The following is a 16,121-nucleotide window of genomic DNA, read 5'->3' as shown; positions in this document are numbered from 1 at the left end:
AGCAGCGGGGCCGGAGCGGGGCGATCGGCGGGCATGGCGGCACCCTCGCCAGCGGCGCGGGATCGGTGTGTAGCTCTTGCTACCGGATTTCGGACTGAGCCAGCGGAGCATGCCGCCATGACCCAGGCCGCCCCAATGCCGCTCGCCAGCCCCTGGCAGGCCGAGGCGAGGCTGCGCTTCCTGCGCCGCGGCGACCGCACCAGCCACCAGGGCAGCGCCACGGCGCCGCTGAAGCTGCAACGGGCCTTCCAGCAGGCCAGCGGCCACTGCGAACTGCCCCTGCTGCACACCGCCGGTGGTCTGGTGGGGGGTGACCGGCTGCGGATCGCGGCCGAGCTGGAGCCGGGCAGCCACGCCCTGCTCACCAGCGTGGCTGCCCAGAAGGTCTACGGCTCGGTGGGGCGCTCGCGGCTGCAGCCGGCGGGGCGCTGGGCCGTGCAGGAACTCCGCTTCGACCTGGCGGCCGGCAGCGATCTGGAGTGGCTGCCCCAGGAGCTGGTGCTCTATGCCGATGGCTTGTTCGAGCAGCGGCTCACGGTGGAGCTGGCCGCCGGAGCCAGCTTCCTGGCCGCCGAGGTGGTGCGGCTGGGTCGCACCGCCGCCGGTGAGCAGCTGGGCCAGGGGTGCTGGCGCTCCAGCCTCGGCATCCGCCGCCACACCCCGACCGGGCCGCGCTGGGAGCTGGTGGACCGGCTGGCGCTCGATGCGAGCGGCCTGACGCAGGAGCACGGCATGGCGGGGATGGCCGTGTTCGGCACGCTGGTGTGGGCGGCACCGCAACCTCTGGACACCGGCGAGCTGGAGCAGCTGCTGGCGGACTGCCGTGCCGACCGCGCCTGTCTGGAGGGCGAGATGGCCTGCGGCGCGCTGGAGCAGGGCCTGGTGGCCCGCTACCGCGGCCCCTCCAGCCAGGCGGCCCGCTTCTGGTTCAGTCGCATCTGGCGCCACANCCGTGCACTGCGGGGCCTGCCACCGCCGCAGCTGCCGCGGGTGTGGCCCTTCCAGGAACAGCCCTTCAGCGGCCCACACGCCACCGGTTCGTGATGAACGGGCGATCGCCCCNAGCCCTGCCAGAGTTGGCGCNANTGCACCTCACCCCCNAGGAAANGGACAAGCTGCTGATCGTNGNNACCGCGGCGCTGCTGGCCGAGCGCCGGCTGAACCGCGGCCTCCGGCTCAACCACCCGGAAGCGGTGGCCTGGCTGAGCTTCCAGGTGCTTGAGGNCGCCCGGGATGGCAGGAGCGTGGCCGAGCTGATGCAGGAGGGCACCACCTGGCTGAGCCGCGAGCAGGTGATGGAGGGAGTGCCGGAGCTGATCCACGAGGTGCAGATCGAGGCGGTGTTCCCNGACGGCACCAAGCTGGTGACCNTGCACGATCCGATCCGCTGATCCCGCCCCCACCCATCGTTCCGCGCCGCAGCCCATGTCCCCCNTGATCCCCGGCGAACTGATCCCGGAACCCGGCGAGATCNACCCTCANCGCCGGCCGGCCCGTCACCACGATCAGCGTGGCCAACCGCGGCGACCGGCCGGTGCAGGTGGGCTCCCACTACCACTTCTTCGAAGCCAACGAGGCGCTGCAGTTCGACCGCGACGCCGCCCGCGGCCAGCGGCTCGACATCCCCGCCGGCACCGCCATCCGTTTCGAACCAGGCGACAGCNGTGAGGTGCAGCTGGTGCCCTTCGCCGGCGTGCGCCGCGTGTTCGGCTTCAACGGGCTGGTGAACGGCCCCCTCGACTGACTCTCCATGCCCTACCGCATCTCCCGCCGCGCCTACGCCGAGACCTACGGCCCCACCACCGGCGACCGGCTGCGGCTGGCCGACACCGAGCTGATCCTGGAGGTGGAGAAGGATTTCACCGTCTACGGCGACGAGGTGAAGTTCGGCGGCGGCAAGGTGATCCGCGACGGCATGGGGCAGGCCCAGACCACCCGCGCCGATGGCGCCGTGGACACGGTGATCACCAACGCCNTGATCCTCGACTGGTGGGGGATCGTGAAGGCCGACATCGGCCTGCGCGACGGCCGCATCGTGGCGATCGGCAAGGCGGGCAACCCCGACACCCAGGCGGGCGTGGACATCATCGTGGGCCCNGNCACCGAGGCGATCGCCGGCGAAGGGCACATCCTCACCGCCGGCTCGATCGACACCCACATCCACTTCATCTGCCCCCAGCAGATCGAAACGGCCCTGGCCTCCGGCGTCACCACCCTGATGGGCGGCGGCACCGGCCCGGCCACCGGCACCAACGCCACCACCTGCACCCCGGGCGCNTTCCACCTGGCCCGCATGCTGCAGGCCGCCGAAGGCCTGCCGGTGAACCTGGGCTTCTTCGGCAAGGGCAACGCCAGCACCCCCGAGGCGATCGAGGAGCAGATCCGCGCCGGCGCCTGCGCCCTCAAGCTCCACGAAGACTGGGGCACCACCCCGGCGGCGATCGACTGCTGCCTCACGGTGGCCGACCGCTTCGACGTGCAGGTCTGCATCCACACCGACACCCTCAACGAGGCCGGCTTCGTGGAGGACACGATCCGCGCCATCGGCGGCCGCACCATCCACACCTTCCACACCGAGGGGGNNCCGGCGGCGGCCACGCGCCGGACATCATCCGCATCTGCGGCGAGGCCAACGTGCTGCCCAGCAGCACCAACCCCACCCGCCCCTACACCCGCAACACGCTCGAGGAGCACCTCGACATGCTGATGGTGTGCCACCACCTCGACCCCCGCATCCCCGAGGACGTGGCCTTCGCCGAATCGCGCATCCGCCGCGAAACGATCGCCGCCGAGGACATCCTCCACGACCTCGGCGCCTTCGCGATCATCGCCAGCGATTCGCAGGCCATGGGCCGGGTGGGCGAGGTGATCACCCGCACCTTCCAGACCGCCCACAAGATGAAGCTGCAGCGCGGTGCCCTGCCGGAGGACGCCGCCAAAGGCGGCCGCAACGACAACACCCGACTCAAGCGCTACATCGCCAAGACCACGATCAACCCGGCCATCGCCCATGGCATCGACCACCAGGTGGGCTCGGTGGAGGTGGGCAAGCTGGCCGATCTGGTGCTGTGGAAGCCTGGCTTCTTCGGCGTCAAGCCGGAGCTGGTGCTCAAGGGCGGCTCGATCGTGTGGGCCCAGATGGGCGACGCCAACGCCTCGATCCCCACCCCGGGTCCGGTGCACGGCCGGCCGATGTTCGCCGCCTTCGGCAAGGCCCTGGCCCCCAGCTGCCTCACCTTCGTGAGCCAGGCGGCCCTCGACGCCGACCTGCCGCGCCGGCTGGGCCTGCAGCGCTCCTGCGTGCCGGTGCAGAACACCCGCGGCGGCATCTCCAAGGCGGCGATGAAGAACAACACCGCCCTGCCGAAGGTGGAGGTGGATCCCCAGACCTACGAGGTGTTCGCCGACGGCGAGCTGCTCACCTGCGAGCCGGCCGAGGTGCTGCCGATGGCGCAGCGCTACTTCCTGCTCTGAGCCGGGGTCGGGCCAGGCGGGTCACCAGCCGGCAGACTCGTAGCAACGGCAACCGGATGGGGCAGGGCGGCTCTGCATGATCAAGCCAGAGCAGGCAGGGCGATGTTCACCGACTACCGGCCCGGAAAGGGCTACGACGAATACTTCAGCGCCGCCGACCAGCCCCGCAGCGCCCTGGTGCCGCTGCTCTCCTCCCTGGGCCAGCTGGGGCTCGAAGCCCTCAACCGCAACCATGCCACGGCCGGCATGCTGCTCAAGCGCCTGGGGGCCACCTTCCGGCTCAACGGCTCCGACAGTGACGCCGGCGAGCGGATCCTGCCCTTCGATCCCCTGCCCCGGCTGATCAGCGCCGACGACTGGCAGCAGCTGGAACGCGGTCTGATCCAGCGGCTCGAGGCGATCGACCGGTTCCTGGCCGACGTGTACGGCCGCCAGCTGATCCTGCGGGATGGCGTGATACCCCGGGAGGATGTGGAGAGCTCCCAGGGCTGGCGGCCGCAGCTGCAGGGATTCGAGCCGCCGCTGGGCCGCTGGTGTCACATCTCCGGCCTCGACCTGATCCGCGATGGCCAGGGCACCTGGCGGGTGCTGGAGGACAACCTGCGCTGCCCCTCCGGCGTGGCCTACTTCCTGGAGAACCGCCGGGTGATGAAGCGGATGTTCCCCAGCCTGTTCGCGGGGCGCACCGTGCAGCCGATCGACGACTACCCCTCCCACCTGCTGCAGACCCTCAGGGAGCTAGCTCCCTGGACCGAGACGCCCACCGTGGTGCTGCTCACCCCGGGGGTGTTCAACAGCGCCTACTTCGAGCACAGCTATCTGGCCCAGCAGATGGGCATCCAGCTTGTGGAGGGCCGCGATCTGGTCTGCCACGACGAGCGGATCTGGATGCGCAGCACCCGCGGGCTCGAGCCCGTGGATGTGATCTACCGCCGCATCGACGACGACTTCCTCGATCCCGACGTGTTCCGCAGCGACTCGCTGCTGGGGGTGCGCGGGCTGATGCAGGCGTACCGGGCCGGCCGGGTGGCGATCGCCAATGCTCCCGNCACCGGCGTGGCCGACGACAAGCTGATCTACGCCTACGTGCCGGAGATGATCCGCTACTACCTCAGCGAGGAGCCGATCATCGCCAACGTGCCCACCTACCTCTGCTCCCGCGAGGACGACCGCACCCATGTGCTGGCTCACCTCGATGAGCTGGTGGTGAAGGCGGTGGCCGAGGCCGGGGCTACGGGATGCTGATCGGCCCCCACGCCAGCCGGGAGGAGATCGCCGACTTCGCGGAGCGGATCAAGGCCGATCCACGCAACTACATCGCCCAGCCCACCCTGGAGCTCTCCACCGTTCCCTCCCTGAGCGAGGGCGAGCTGTTCCCGTGCCATGTGGATCTGCGCCCCTACGTGCTGCGCGGCAAGGGGGCCTGGGTGAGCCCGGGTGGGCTGACCCGGGTGGCGCTGCGACGCGGTTCCCTGGTGGTGAATTCCTCCCAGGGCGGCGGCTGCAAGGACACCTGGATCGTGAAGGACATGCCGGAGCCGGCGTCATGCTGAGCCGCGTTGCCGATTCGCTCTACTGGATCAACCGCTACGTGGAGCGGGCCGAGAACATCTCGCGCTTCGTGGAGGTGAGCGAAGCGATGGCGCTCGACTGCCCGCCGGGCAGCGCCGAGCCCTGGCTGCCGCTGATCGATGCCAGCGGCGACCGCGACCTCTTCGATCGGCTCTACCCGCTCGGGCGCCCGCAGGATGTGGTGGAGTTCCTGGTGCGTGCCGCAGACAACCCCAGCAGCATCGTCAACTGCGTCGCCATCGCGCGGGAGAACACCCGTCAGATCCGCGATGTGATCACCACCGAGATGTGGGAGCAGATCAACGATCTCTACTGGACCCTGCGCGACAACAACGGCAGCTTCTGGCAGCAACCGCCGCAGGAACAGCTGCGTTCGATCCGGCGCGACTGCCAGCTCTTCTACGGCATCACCGACGCGACCCTCAGCCGCGATCTCTCCTGGCAGTTCAGCCGGCTGGGGCGGCTGCTGGAGCGGGCCGACAAGACCACCCGCATCCTCGATGTGAAGTACTTCCTGCTGCTGCCCTCGCCCGACGAGGTGGGCGGCGTGCTCGACGAGCTGCAGTGGATCTCGCTGCTGCGCAGTGCCGGCGCNTACCAGATGTTCCGCCAGTCGCGCCAGCAGATGATCGAGCCGCGGGCGGTGGCCTCCTTCCTGCTGCTCGATCCGCTCTTCCCCCGCTCGGTGCGCTACTGCCTGGAGCGCATCCACGAGACCCTGAAGATCGTGAGCGGTAAGGCGCTGCCGGGCGCCCNNGATGCCCTCGAATGCCTCACCGGCCTCACCCTGGCGCGCTGGAGCTACACCAGCATCGATGCACTCATCGCCGGGGGCCTGCACGAGGCGATCGACAGCCTGCAGAGCGACCTCAATCGCCTGCATGACCTGATCGAGGAGCGCTACTTCATCGCCCAGTCCGCATGCGTGCCCGCGTAATCCACAGCTTCGAGTACCGCTACGACGAAGCGGTGCTGCTCGGCCCGCACCGCTTCGGACTCAAGCCACGCGGCCACGGCTTCCAGCGCTTGATCGACTTCCGCCTCGAGATCAGCCCNGAGCCCACCCGGCTCTATCCCCTGCTCGCCGCCAGCGGCGACGAGATCCTGCGGGCCCGCTTCCAGGGCAGCACCGACACGTTCCTGGTGCGGGCCACCAGTGAGGTGCAGACTGAAACCGCACCCCTGCTGCAGGTGTGCCTGGAGGAGAATGAACCCCACCTGCCTTACCCGGTGGGTCACCTCAACGGCGACCTGATGGGCTCGCTAGAAGGCTGGCTGCCGAACGGCCAGCACGACCCGTCGGCCGTGGATCTGGCCCAGGACGCGCTGATGGGCAGCGACCAGCGGGCGCTGATGTTCCTGCAGCAGCTGGTGGAGATCATCCAGGACCGGGTGAAGTACACCGAGCGGCACGTGGGGCCGGCCTGGCCGGCCGGGCGGACCCTCAAGGAGCGGGTGGGCTCCTGCCGCGACCTGGCCATGCTGATGGTGGAGGCCTGCCGCTGCGTCGGTCTGCCGGCACGCTTCGTGAGCGGCTACCACCTGGTGCAACCGAAACCGAAGCGCTACGACCTGCACGCCTGGGCCGAGGTGTATCTGCCGGGTGCCGGCTGGCGCGGTTTCGACCCCAGCTGCGCGGGCGCGGTCGACGACCGCTACATCCCCCTGGCCACCTCCTCCAAGCCGGAACTCACCGCGGCGATCACCGGCACCTTCTCCGGCCCTCCCGGCGTGAAGAGCACCTTCGCCTGGTCGATCGAGGCCGAGATCCTCGACACCGCAGACCAGCCCCTCGAGGCCGAAGCGGCTCAGTCGCGATAGGCGGCGGCGATGGCCTGCCGCTGCTCGCCCGATCGCAGCAGCACATCCACGCAATCGGGATCGATCTTGCCGTCGCCGGCCATGGCCCGCAGGATCCGTTCCACCTCCGCCTCGGGGAGGGCGGGTTTGTACGACCTGGCCTGACTGAGCGCGTCGTAGATGTCGGCGACGGCCACGATCCGGGCGGCCAGGGGAATCTCGCCGGCCTGCAGTGCGAAGGGATAGCCGCTGCCGTCGAGCTTCTCGTGGTGGCCCGCCACCACCGCCCGCAGCAGTTCCATCTTCGGATCGGCCACAAGATGGAGGCCCGTGATCAGCTGCTCCACCAGATCGATGCCGCGCTGCACGTGGCTGTTCATGGTGGTGCGCTCCTCGCCGTCGAGCGGACCCGGCTTCAGCAGGATCCGATCCGGAATCGCCACCTTGCCAACATCATGCAGGGCGGCGAAGAGGTAGAGATCCTCGGCGAAATCCGATGGCAGATCCCGCCGCCGGCCCAGCTCCATCGCGATCAGGCGGCTGTAGAGCGACACGCGCTCCACGTGGGCGCCGGTCTCCGGATCGCGCAGGCCGGTCATGCGCAGCGCCAGCTGCACCGAGGCCCGGAGNCTGTCGATCGCGGCCAGCTCGGCCTGGATCAGGGCCTCCAACAGCTCCAGATGCGGCTCCAGCTGCTCGAGCAGGCCGGCGCCGAAGACCGCCGGGCGCAGCGCATTGAGAAACAGAAAGCCCAGCAGGCGGTCGTCCTGCATCAGGGGCAGGGTGTAGGAGGCGCGCCAGCCCTGCTCCAGCAACCAGCGGCTGTGGGGTGTGACGGGGGCCAGCTCCTGCGGCAGGTCGTCGATCACCCGGCACCGGCGTCCGTGCCGCAGCGCCAGCAGCGAAGGGATCGTGGCCAGGCGGCGGTCGTAGAAGCTGAGCGCGGCGCCAGTGCTGGTGTGGCTGATGTAGGTGCTCAGCAGGTCGTTGTGGCTCTGGTAGAGCGCGAAGGCGATGCGGCTGATCGAGGCATCCAGAGCGAGGATGCGGCCGTGGATCAGCGCCAGCCGCCGCGACAGGGGCTGGCCGGCCTGAAGGATGGGTTGCTGCAGGGGCAGGAAACGGGGCATGACTAGCGTTCAGCAGCTGATCACCCGATTGCGGCCCAGTCCCTTGGCCCGATAGAGGCTGGTGTCGGCGGCCGCCAGCACCGCGTCCAGCCCCTCACCGGCAACGCGCCCGCTGGCGGCCATGCCGATCGACAGGGTGATCGCCACCTGCCGCCCATCGGGCAGGCGGATCGGCGCCGCGGCCACCTGATGGCGCAACCGTTCCAGCAGCTCACGGGCCTGGGCCTCGGCCCCCTCGATCAGCAGGGCGAACTCATCGCCCCCGAGCCGCCCCACCAGATCGGTGCGACGCACGCCGCTCTCCAGCAGGGCGGCCATCGCCTGGATCACCGCATCGCCCACCGCGTGGCCGAAGCGGTCATTGATGGTCTTGAAGTGATCCACATCGATCACGGCCACCACCACAGGCTGCCCCAGGCTNCCGGCCCGCTCGAGCCGGTACGCCGCCGTCTCGAGGAAGGCGCGGCGGTTGAGCACGCCGGAGAGGGAATCGGTCTGGGCCAGGTTGAGCAGCTCGGGCAGCACCCGCCGCCGCACCACCAGCACCAGCACGGCGCAGGTGACGAACAGGGGCAGCAGGCCGGCGAGGAACGCCCGCAGCGCCAGGCTGGCGGCCTGCCGCAGCTGGCGCTGGAGGTCCACCTCGAAGATCAGGGTGCCGCGCCGGGCCGCGCCGTCGGCAGCGTCGAGCACCAGCGAGGTGGGAGCGAACCGCACCAGGCGCTCACCGCCGATCCAGGGGAGGGGGCCCACCAGCCGGCTGAACTGACGGTCGAGGCAGGCGGCACCCAGGGCCTGCGGACGGCAGTCGCGCAGGAGCACGTCGAGCCCCGCCACCGCCGGCCAGCTGGCCAGTTCGGTGATCGAGCGACCGATCAGGGTCGGATCGCTGGCGACGATCACCTGCCCCTGCTGGTCGGCCACCAGCGCCTGCCGCAGCTCACCGGCCGTCGTCGAGAGCTGCAGCCTGCGCTGCAACGTCTGGATCGACTGGCCGCTGATCAGGCTGACGATCAGATCCCGCTCGATCCACAGGNCCCCTGCCTCGCCTGACGGGTGGTCTCAACCAGCACCAGGACGGCGGTGAGCAGGGCCAGCGACCCCGATCCCACCGCCGCCGCGGCCAGACTGAGCAACAGTAGGCGCCGGTTGGTCCGGCCATGCAGGAGGGCCCGCAGCCTCACGGCCAGGCCTCCGAGACGTCTCGGCGTCGGACAGCTGCCACACGCTCGCCCTCCCTGGATTCACCGTAGGCAGGGCGGCGGCGGCGGGCAGGGCCGAGCCTGGCTAGTTTCGGATCGCGGACCGGGAGCGGCAACCTGAAACCGGCCCATCCGTGGTGGCCCCGACCTGGAGCGACATCGCGAAGCCCGAGGTGATCCCCGGGCGATCACCCCCATGCAGCACGCACCGATCCCCACCAACGACGCCGCCCGCCTCGCCGAGCTGGGGAGCTACGCGCTGCTCGACACACCGGCGGATCCGGACTTCGACGACATCAGCCATCTGGCCCGCAGCATCGCCGGCACGCCGATCGGCATCGTGAGCCTGGTGGACGAGAGCCGCCAGTGGTTCAAGAGCTGCATCGGGCTGGGGGTTCGCGAGACGCCGCGGGCGATCTCCTTCTGCGGTCACACGATCCTGCAGCGCCAGCCGCTGATCATCGAGGACGCGCTGGCGGATGAACGCTTCCGCGACAATCCGCTGGTGGTGGGTGAGCCGCACATCCGCTTCTACGCGGGTTTCCCGCTCGTGTCGGCCAACGGCCTCAGCCTGGGCAGTCTCTGCGCCGTGGACAGCCACCCCCACCGGCTCGACGAGGCCCAGATCGAGGCGATGAAGCGTCTGGCGCGCCAGACGGTGAAGCTGATGGAACTGAGGCGGGAGCAGCGTCTGCTGGAGGCCAGTCAGCAGCTGTTGCGGCAGCGCCTGAGCGAACCCCGGCCGGAGGCTGGGGAAGGGTCTGCGCGCCCTCCCGCCCGCGCCACCCGGCTGCATCAGGCCGACGCGGTGCTGCGCAGCCTCGAGCTGATGGTGGCTGAGCGGAGCCAGCCCTGCTTCGCGGTGCTGCGGATCGGTCTCAAGGATCTGCGGCGGCTGCAGAGCAGCCTGGGCATCACGGCGGTGGAGGGGATGCGCCGGGCGCTGGAAGACCGCCTGCTGTTGCGGCTGCCTGCCGAGGCCAGCGCGGCCTGGCTGCGCGAGAGCGAACTGGTGGTGGTGCTGCCCTACGCCAGCAGCGAAGCCGCCGTGGCCGAGCTGGCCGGCACGATCGGCCGCGAGCTGGGCGAGCCGGTGAGCGTGCAGGGCCGNCTGCTCAGCTCCCAGGTGGCGATCGGCATCGCCCTCTACATGGGCAACTACGCCAGCGCGGAGGCGCTCCTGGCCGACGCGGCGATCGCCCAGCAGGTCGCCCGCTTCCAGCCGGGCAGGCCTGTGAGGGTGATCGACCTGGCCACCCGCATCCAGGCCCAGGAGGACATCAGCCTGGAGGCCGGCCTGCGCCAGGCGCTCCGCAATGCCGAGCTCGAGCCCTGGTTCCAGCCGATCGTGCAACTCAACAGCGGTGCGGTGGTGGGCCTTGAGGCGCTGCTGCGCTGGCGTGATCCCCGTGGTGAGCTGGTGCAGCCCGGCACCGTGCTGGCGGCGGCTGAACGGGCCGGCCTCAGCGCTCAGGTCGACCTGCAGCTGATCCGGAAGGCCCTGGAGGCCAGCCGGGTGATCGCCGCGGCACGACCCGGGCACCCCCTGCTGCTCAGTCTCAACCTCTCGGCAGCCCTGCTCGACAACCCCAACGCCCGCGAGCAGCTGCTGGAGCTGCTCGGCCGCGAACCCAGGCCGGCAGCCTGGACCCTTCAGCTGGAGGTGATCGAAGACGCCCTGCAGTTGAGCGCCGCCGAGCTGGAGCCCTTCCTCGAGGCGCTGCGGCGGCAGGATGTGCTGGTGGCGATCGACGATTTCGGCACCGGCTATTCCTCGCTGAGCCGGCTGCATCGCTACCCCTTCCATGCCGTGAAGATCGACGCCAGCTTCGTGGCGCGGATCGACGATCCGGACCAACCCAGCAACAGGGTGCTGGAGCTGGTGCAGCGGCTCGCCCGCGATCTGGGACTGCACACCACCGCCGAGGGGATCGAAACCGACGCCCAGCGCCGCTGGCTGCTGCAGCAGGGCGTGGAGTGGGGGCAGGGATTCCTCTTCGGACGCCCGATGCCGCTGGACGCGCTGCTGACGGAACTGGCCCTTCCTGCGGAGCCGAAACCTGTGCAAAGCGTGAATCTGTAGCAGCAGGTGCAGCAGCCCGACCCGCCCAGGGGTGAGGAGGGGTCAGCTGACGCGAATGCGTGGCGAACAGCCTCACAGCCACGGCCGGAACCGTGGAACGCCGCCTGAGCCAGGCCGGCATCACGCTCACCATGGGCGGTGAACCCACCTACGTGCCGTTCGAGCCGGAAGGCGCCGAGTGGCATGTGGCGGCCGACGGCCCCACCNAAGCTCCGCTACGCACGCCGGCTGGCCGCCGAGCTGCAGCGGCGCGCCTGGCCGCACAGCACGCTGCTGCACTGCACCGGCAAGCGCTACGACGGCGAGGTCAATCCGCGCTGGGCCCTGCGGCTGATCACCGGGATCGGCGGCCAGCCGCTGGTGCGCTGGCCCCAGGACGACGGGCTGCGGCGTGCCCACCCCGGCACGGGGGACGGTCCGGCCCTGCTGGCGGCGATCGGCGCAGGGCTGGGCTGCGAGCTGCTCGCTGTGCCGCTGCGCGATCCGCTCGATCCGGCACGGAAGGTGTGGGCCGCCCCGCTGAGTCACGACGAGCAGGGCTGGCAGGCGCTCGACTGGCCCCTGGCCGAGGAGCTGCGCGAACTGCTGCCGGCCGTGGGCCCCGCCGGTCTGCGTCTGCCGCTGCAGCACTTCCCCGAGGGAGTCCTCCGGCAGGTGCTCACCCTGGAGCTCGGCGGGCCGACCTGGAATCTGTTCCTGCCGCCGCTGGCCCGCGAGCCGCTGGAGCGGCTGCTGCAGGTGATCGCCGCGGCCAGCGCCCCCTGGAGCCGGCCGGAACTGAGCGGGGTGCTGCCGCTCGACACCGCCGGCCACTGGCAGGTGCTCGGGCTCACCGCCGATCCGGGGGTGCTGGAGGTGAACCTGCCGGTGTGCGCCAGCTGGGCCGAGTACGCCGGCTGGCTGGAGACCCTGGAGCGGGCCGGCGCGGTGGCCGGTCTGCGCTCCTGGAAACAGCGAGGGGAGCGCAGCGAGGGCACCGGCGGCGGCAACCATCTGCTCTGGGGCGGCCCGTCGCTGGAGCCGGAGGAGCATCCGTTCTTCAGCCGGCCGGCCTGGCTGGTGGGGATCCTGCGCTACTGGCAGCACCACCCCAGCCTCGCCTACCTGTTCAGCGGCAACTCGGTGGGTCCGGCCTCCCAGGCGCCGCGCCTCGATGAGGGCAGCGCCAGCTGGCTCGATCTGGACCTGGCCCATCGGGTACTGGAGCAGCTGGAGCCGGGCGATCAGCGGGTGGCGATCAGCGAGACCCTGCGCCACCTGCACGCCGACCGCAGCGGCAACACCCACCGCAGCGAGATCAGCCTCGACAAGTTCTGGAATCCCGCCTGGACCGGCGGCTGCCAGGGCCTGATCGAGTTCCGGGCGCTGGAATCCCTGCCGCATCACCAGTGGTCCGCCGCCATCGCCCTGCTCTGGCGGGCCCTGGCGGTGCATCTGCTCGATCCGGCCCACCGCCCCGCAGACCTGCACCCCTGGGGCCGGGACCTGCACGATCGCGCCATGCTGCCGAGCCAGCTCTGGGCCGACCTGGAACAGGTGCTGGGCGATCTGGCCGCCGACGGGCTGCCCCTGGATCCGGAGCTCTTCCGCCCGATCTGGCAGTGGCGCTTTCCGGCCCTGCTGGAGTGGCAGGAAACCCCCGAGCAGGCCACTGCGGCCGGCGCGGGCCTCACGATCCGGCAGGCGCTGGAGCCGTGGCCGCTGCTCTGCGACACACCGGTGGAGGGGGGTCATACCAGCCGGTTCGTGGACAGCTCCCTGCGCCGCTTCGAGCTGATCGGCAGCGGCGAGTTCGGCGAACGCTTCCGGCTGAGCCTCAACGGCCGGCCCCTGCCGCTGCAGCAACTCGGCGAGCGACCGCTGGCGGTGCGCTACCGGCACGAGGCCCTCTATCCCTGCCTGCATCCCTGCCTGCCGCCGCAGCTGCCCCTGCAGCTGACCCTGCTGGATCAGTGGGGTGAGGTGCAGCGGAGCTGGCGCCTCGACAGTGAAGCCGAGGGCTTCGTCGCGGAGCCGCCCACCAGCCTCGGGTCGGGCCCGGCGGAACCNTGCCGGGGGNCCTGGCCCGAGGCCTGCACCATGGATCTGCGCCTTACCAGTTCAGGCCATGCAGCTTCGGCAGTGGCGCGGTCTTGAAGGTGGTGGCGAACAGGCGAGGGATCAGGCGGCTGTTGTACACGCGGAATTCACGCACCACGCTGGCGCCCTCCTCCCGCACCGCCTGATTGAGCACCACCGAACCATCGGGATCGGACACCGAGCGGTGGAAGGTGCCGGGGGGGATGCGCAGGATGTCGCCGCCGGTCTCGAGGCGAACGATGTGATACGGGTAATTCCAGCCGAAGTTCACCAGGTAGAAGGTGCGACCGCCGTGCAGGGCCAGCAGGTTGTCCTCCTGGTGGGGGTGCAGATAGAACTGCCAGGCACCGGTCTTCTCCTCGTCGGGGGGGCTGACGGCCGGCCCGGAGTGGATCACCAGATCACGGGCGTTCGACTCGGCGACGGTGATGTCGAAGAAGCGCACCGCGGGGGTGTCGCGAAACTTCTCGTAGGGAATCAGTTCGAACATCGGAGCCCGATCGTCGGGCTCCACCGATCGGCTCTCGTGGTGCAGGGAGTCCTGCTGCAGCTGGAGTGACGACATGGCAGAGGGAGGCGGCCAGGGCCTTGGCAATGGGCCAATGAACCGCATGGCGAGGCGCTCAACCGTTCGCATCACTACGCAATCAAACTTTCCACAGGACAGTGCGTCAGGTGGTTTGTCCATCGGTAGCGTTGGTTACACCTTCGGCGCCGCTCCGGCGGCCTGCCGCCATGACCGCACCCTCGAGCAGCTGCACCACGCGGCCGGGTCGCTCCGGCATCAGCAGCGATCTGTTCAGCGCCCGCAAGCAGCAGGCTCTCGTGGTCCTGCTGGTGCAGCAGCTGGCCGACACCCAGTTCCGTCGCGCCGACCGCCGCGGCAGCGAGCGGCTCTGGCAGGAGGTGGCCGCCNTGGAGATCGATCCCGATCGGGTCACGGCGCTGCTTTACAGCGGTGAGGACACCGACAACCGCGAGGCGCTGCGCGCCCAGGACGACGCCTGGCTGCTGAGCCGGACCCGGCCTCGCCAGCTCGGCTGGAACCTGCGCCGGCTGCACCTGGGTCGGCCACGGCGCCGGGCCGCGGCGCTCAGCCCAGCCTGAGCGGGATCGGCATCTCCACCGCCGCCGGCTCCGGGGCACAGGCGGGCACCCGCTGGTTCACCATCTCACCGATCACCACGATCGCGGGCGAGGCGAGCTCCGCCAGGCGCACCTCCCGGGCCAGACCGCCCAGCTCGGCGATCACGCTGCGCTGACCGCGCACCGTGCCCTGCTGCACGGCCGCCGCCGGCGTGGCGGGGTCGAGGCCGCCGGCGATCAGCTCTTCACAGATGTGGGCGAGGTTGTGCAGCCCCATGTAGATCACCAGGCCATCGCTGCTGCGGGCCAGGCCGCGCCAGTCGACGCTGGGGCGGGCCTTGTCGATCTCCTCGTGACCGGTCACGAAGGTCACGGAGCTGCCGGCACGGCGATGGGTCACGGGGATTCCCAGGTAGGCCGGTGCGGCGATGCCGGCGGTGACGCCGGGCACCACCTCCACCGGCACGCCATGGCGGGCCAGATGGGCGGCCTCCTCACCACCGCGGCCGAAGAGGAACGGATCCCCCCCCTTGAGCCGCACCACGCAGCGGTGACGCCCTGCCAACTCCACCAGCACCGCGTTGGTGGAGGGCTGGGGCACGGAGTGATGGCCGCGGCGCTTGCCCACGAAATGACGCTCGGCAGTCGCCGGCACCAGCGCCAGCACCTCCCGCGGCACCAGGGAGTCGTACACCACCGCATCGCAGCGCCGCAGCAGGCGATGGGCCTTCAGCGTGAGCAGATCAGGGTCGCCGGGGCCGGCCCCCACCAGATACACCTTGCCCGGAAGCGTGGCGGTCATGGCAGCGCTTCCAGGCTGGCCAGCAGAAACTCATGCACGGTGGGGAGGTCGAGCAGGGGTGGCAGCACCTCCACGGAAGGCGCGGCTGATCCCATGTTGAGGGATTCGGTGAGGCGGCTGGGCGCCAGGGTGAGGGGCGCCAGCACCGCCGCCGCGGCCAGCTGAGGCGGCAGCGCCACCGACTCCTGCTGAGCGGCCAACGGCAGACCGGGCCGCCCCAGCACCCGCTCGAGATGCCCGAGAAAGCGGGCACAGAGGGGACCCTGCACCGGGTGGTGCAGCCAGATCAGGCCGCGGCCGCCATCGGCCTGGCCCAGCACCTGAGCCAGCAGCCGCTGCCAGGCGGGCAAGGCCCCCAGAAACGGCAGCCGCCGCACCGCTGGCGCCGCAGGCCACGGGTCCGAACGCCCCAGCCCGCGCGCCAGGCCGCGGCGAGAGCCGGCAGATCGCCGCGCACATGCTCACCCGGCAGCAGCAGCAGGGGCACCAGGGTGATCGCCCCGGCCCGCCGGCCCGCCAGCCGGAAGCGGGCATCGGGCTGCGGAGCGACGCCGGTGAGGGCCTGGAGCAGCACCGGTGCGCCGCGGCGCTGCTCCAGCGACCGGGCCAGCTCGTGATACACAGCCGGGATCACACCGCCCTGGCGGCCATGCACCACGAGCACCAGCGGCGATCGCTGCAGCCGCCGCTGCAACCGGGCCGCCACGTCGGGATCGAGGCGGCGGCCCTGCAGTTGCCGCAGCTGCCGCTGGCCATCCGGCAGCCGGGCGAGCAGATCCACCGCCGCCGCTGCCAGAGCGGAGTCGAGATCACCGGCCAGCTGCTCCAGCCCGGCCGTGATCAGGGGCAGGGGCCAGGCCGACAAGCCCACGGCCACACCCTCGAGCGCACCC

13 protein-coding genes and 3 pseudogenes are annotated in these 16,121 nt (G+C 70.7%); 10 read left to right on the top strand and 6 right to left on the bottom strand.

The window, feature by feature from the left end; translation table 11 throughout:
- Window positions 1–135 precede the first annotated feature (135 nt).
- The 7 genes and pseudogenes from SYNGFB01_RS06725 (at window position 136) to SYNGFB01_RS06695 (ending at window position 6,867) form a co-directional block, all read left to right on the top strand.
- On the top strand, window positions 136–1,044 hold the full coding sequence (locus SYNGFB01_RS06725) for an urease accessory protein UreD (protein ID WP_048017442.1): 909 nt from the start codon (window positions 136–138) through the stop codon (window positions 1,042–1,044).
- 41 nt (window positions 1,045–1,085) lie between these two features.
- Window positions 1,086–1,391, top strand: a complete 306-nt coding sequence (locus tag SYNGFB01_RS06720; protein WP_235299969.1) for an urease subunit gamma — start codon at window positions 1,086–1,088, stop codon at window positions 1,389–1,391.
- A 34-nt stretch (window positions 1,392–1,425) separates the two neighbouring features.
- Window positions 1,426–1,744, top strand: a pseudogene (locus tag SYNGFB01_RS06715) (urease subunit beta).
- Window positions 1,745–1,750: 6 nt separating this feature from the next.
- Window positions 1,751–3,474 (top strand): annotated as a pseudogene (gene ureC, locus SYNGFB01_RS06710) (urease subunit alpha).
- 102 nt (window positions 3,475–3,576) lie between these two features.
- Window positions 3,577–5,027, top strand: a pseudogene (locus SYNGFB01_RS06705) (circularly permuted type 2 ATP-grasp protein).
- Window positions 5,021–5,983, top strand: a complete 963-nt coding sequence (locus SYNGFB01_RS06700) for an alpha-E domain-containing protein (RefSeq protein ID WP_048017440.1) — start codon at window positions 5,021–5,023, stop codon at window positions 5,981–5,983. Before SYNGFB01_RS06705 ends, SYNGFB01_RS06700 begins: the two are co-directional and overlap by 7 nt.
- Window positions 5,968–6,867 carry a transglutaminase family protein gene (locus SYNGFB01_RS06695; protein WP_048017439.1) on the top strand — a complete coding sequence of 300 codons (900 nt, stop codon included), beginning with the start codon at window positions 5,968–5,970 and terminating at the stop codon, window positions 6,865–6,867. The genes SYNGFB01_RS06700 and SYNGFB01_RS06695 overlap by 16 nt, the downstream gene beginning before the upstream one ends.
- Here SYNGFB01_RS06695 and SYNGFB01_RS06690 read toward each other — a convergent pair.
- On the bottom strand, window positions 6,855–7,976 hold the full coding sequence (locus SYNGFB01_RS06690; RefSeq protein WP_048017438.1) for an HD-GYP domain-containing protein: 1,122 nt from the start codon (window positions 7,974–7,976) through the stop codon (window positions 6,855–6,857). The two genes, SYNGFB01_RS06695 and SYNGFB01_RS06690, sit on opposite strands and share 13 nt — an antisense overlap.
- A gap of 9 nt (window positions 7,977–7,985) precedes the next feature.
- Window positions 7,986–8,954 (bottom strand): GGDEF domain-containing protein, encoded by a 969-nt coding sequence (locus SYNGFB01_RS12475; RefSeq protein WP_053068371.1) that lies wholly within the window; start codon window positions 8,952–8,954, stop codon window positions 7,986–7,988.
- A 420-nt stretch (window positions 8,955–9,374) separates the two neighbouring features.
- On the opposite strand from SYNGFB01_RS12475, the gene SYNGFB01_RS06680 reads away from it, so the two are divergent.
- Together SYNGFB01_RS06680 and SYNGFB01_RS06675 are read left to right on the top strand one after the other, a co-directional pair.
- On the top strand, window positions 9,375–11,261 hold the full coding sequence (locus SYNGFB01_RS06680) for a sensor domain-containing phosphodiesterase (RefSeq protein ID WP_048017437.1): 1,887 nt from the start codon (window positions 9,375–9,377) through the stop codon (window positions 11,259–11,261).
- A 183-nt stretch (window positions 11,262–11,444) separates the two neighbouring features.
- Window positions 11,445–13,397 carry a transglutaminase family protein gene (locus SYNGFB01_RS06675; protein ID WP_235299967.1) on the top strand — a complete coding sequence of 651 codons (1,953 nt, stop codon included), beginning with the start codon at window positions 11,445–11,447 and terminating at the stop codon, window positions 13,395–13,397.
- On the opposite strand, the gene SYNGFB01_RS06670 is transcribed toward SYNGFB01_RS06675, so the two are convergent.
- The gene (locus SYNGFB01_RS06670; protein WP_048017444.1) at window positions 13,354–13,830 is read right to left on the bottom strand and encodes a hypothetical protein; all 477 of its coding nucleotides are present in this window, start codon (window positions 13,828–13,830) and stop codon (window positions 13,354–13,356) included. The two genes, SYNGFB01_RS06675 and SYNGFB01_RS06670, sit on opposite strands and share 44 nt — an antisense overlap.
- Before the next feature lie 245 nt (window positions 13,831–14,075).
- Here SYNGFB01_RS06670 and SYNGFB01_RS06665 point away from each other — a divergent pair, with 245 nt between their 5' ends.
- A complete protein-coding gene (locus SYNGFB01_RS06665) occupies window positions 14,076–14,447 on the top strand; it encodes a hypothetical protein (protein WP_048017436.1) in 372 nt (123 codons plus the stop codon).
- Here the strand turns inward: SYNGFB01_RS06665 and cobA are convergent.
- From cobA to SYNGFB01_RS12470, 3 genes are all read right to left on the bottom strand, one after another.
- Window positions 14,434–15,228 carry a uroporphyrinogen-III C-methyltransferase gene (gene cobA / locus SYNGFB01_RS06660; protein ID WP_048017435.1) on the bottom strand — a complete coding sequence of 265 codons (795 nt, stop codon included), beginning with the start codon at window positions 15,226–15,228 and terminating at the stop codon, window positions 14,434–14,436. The two genes, SYNGFB01_RS06665 and cobA, sit on opposite strands and share 14 nt — an antisense overlap.
- Complete coding sequence (locus SYNGFB01_RS06655; protein WP_152669567.1) at window positions 15,225–15,548, bottom strand: hypothetical protein; 324 nt, start codon at window positions 15,546–15,548, stop codon at window positions 15,225–15,227. The genes cobA and SYNGFB01_RS06655 overlap by 4 nt, the downstream gene beginning before the upstream one ends.
- A partial coding sequence (locus SYNGFB01_RS12470; RefSeq protein ID WP_304413513.1) for a CbiX/SirB N-terminal domain-containing protein occupies window positions 15,515–16,121 on the bottom strand: 607 nt, incomplete at its 5' end. The genes SYNGFB01_RS06655 and SYNGFB01_RS12470, both read right to left, overlap by 34 nt.

It is taken from the genome of Synechococcus sp. GFB01, from assembly GCF_001039265.1.
In the GTDB taxonomy this organism is placed as follows: domain Bacteria; phylum Cyanobacteriota; class Cyanobacteriia; order PCC-6307; family Cyanobiaceae; genus NIES-981.
Note: the sequence above shows the minus strand (reverse complement) of the source record. Positions and strands in the feature narration are given on the sequence as shown.

Bases quoted from the DNA above. Each gene is read 5' to 3' on its own strand.
- cobA (WP_048017435.1), bottom strand. From the start codon at position 15,228: ATGACCGCCACGCTTCCGGGCAAGGTGTATCTGGTGGGGGCCGGCCCC.
- SYNGFB01_RS06670 (WP_048017444.1), bottom strand. From the start codon at position 13,830: ATGTTCGAACTGATTCCCTACGAGAAGTTTCGCGACACCCCCGCGGTG.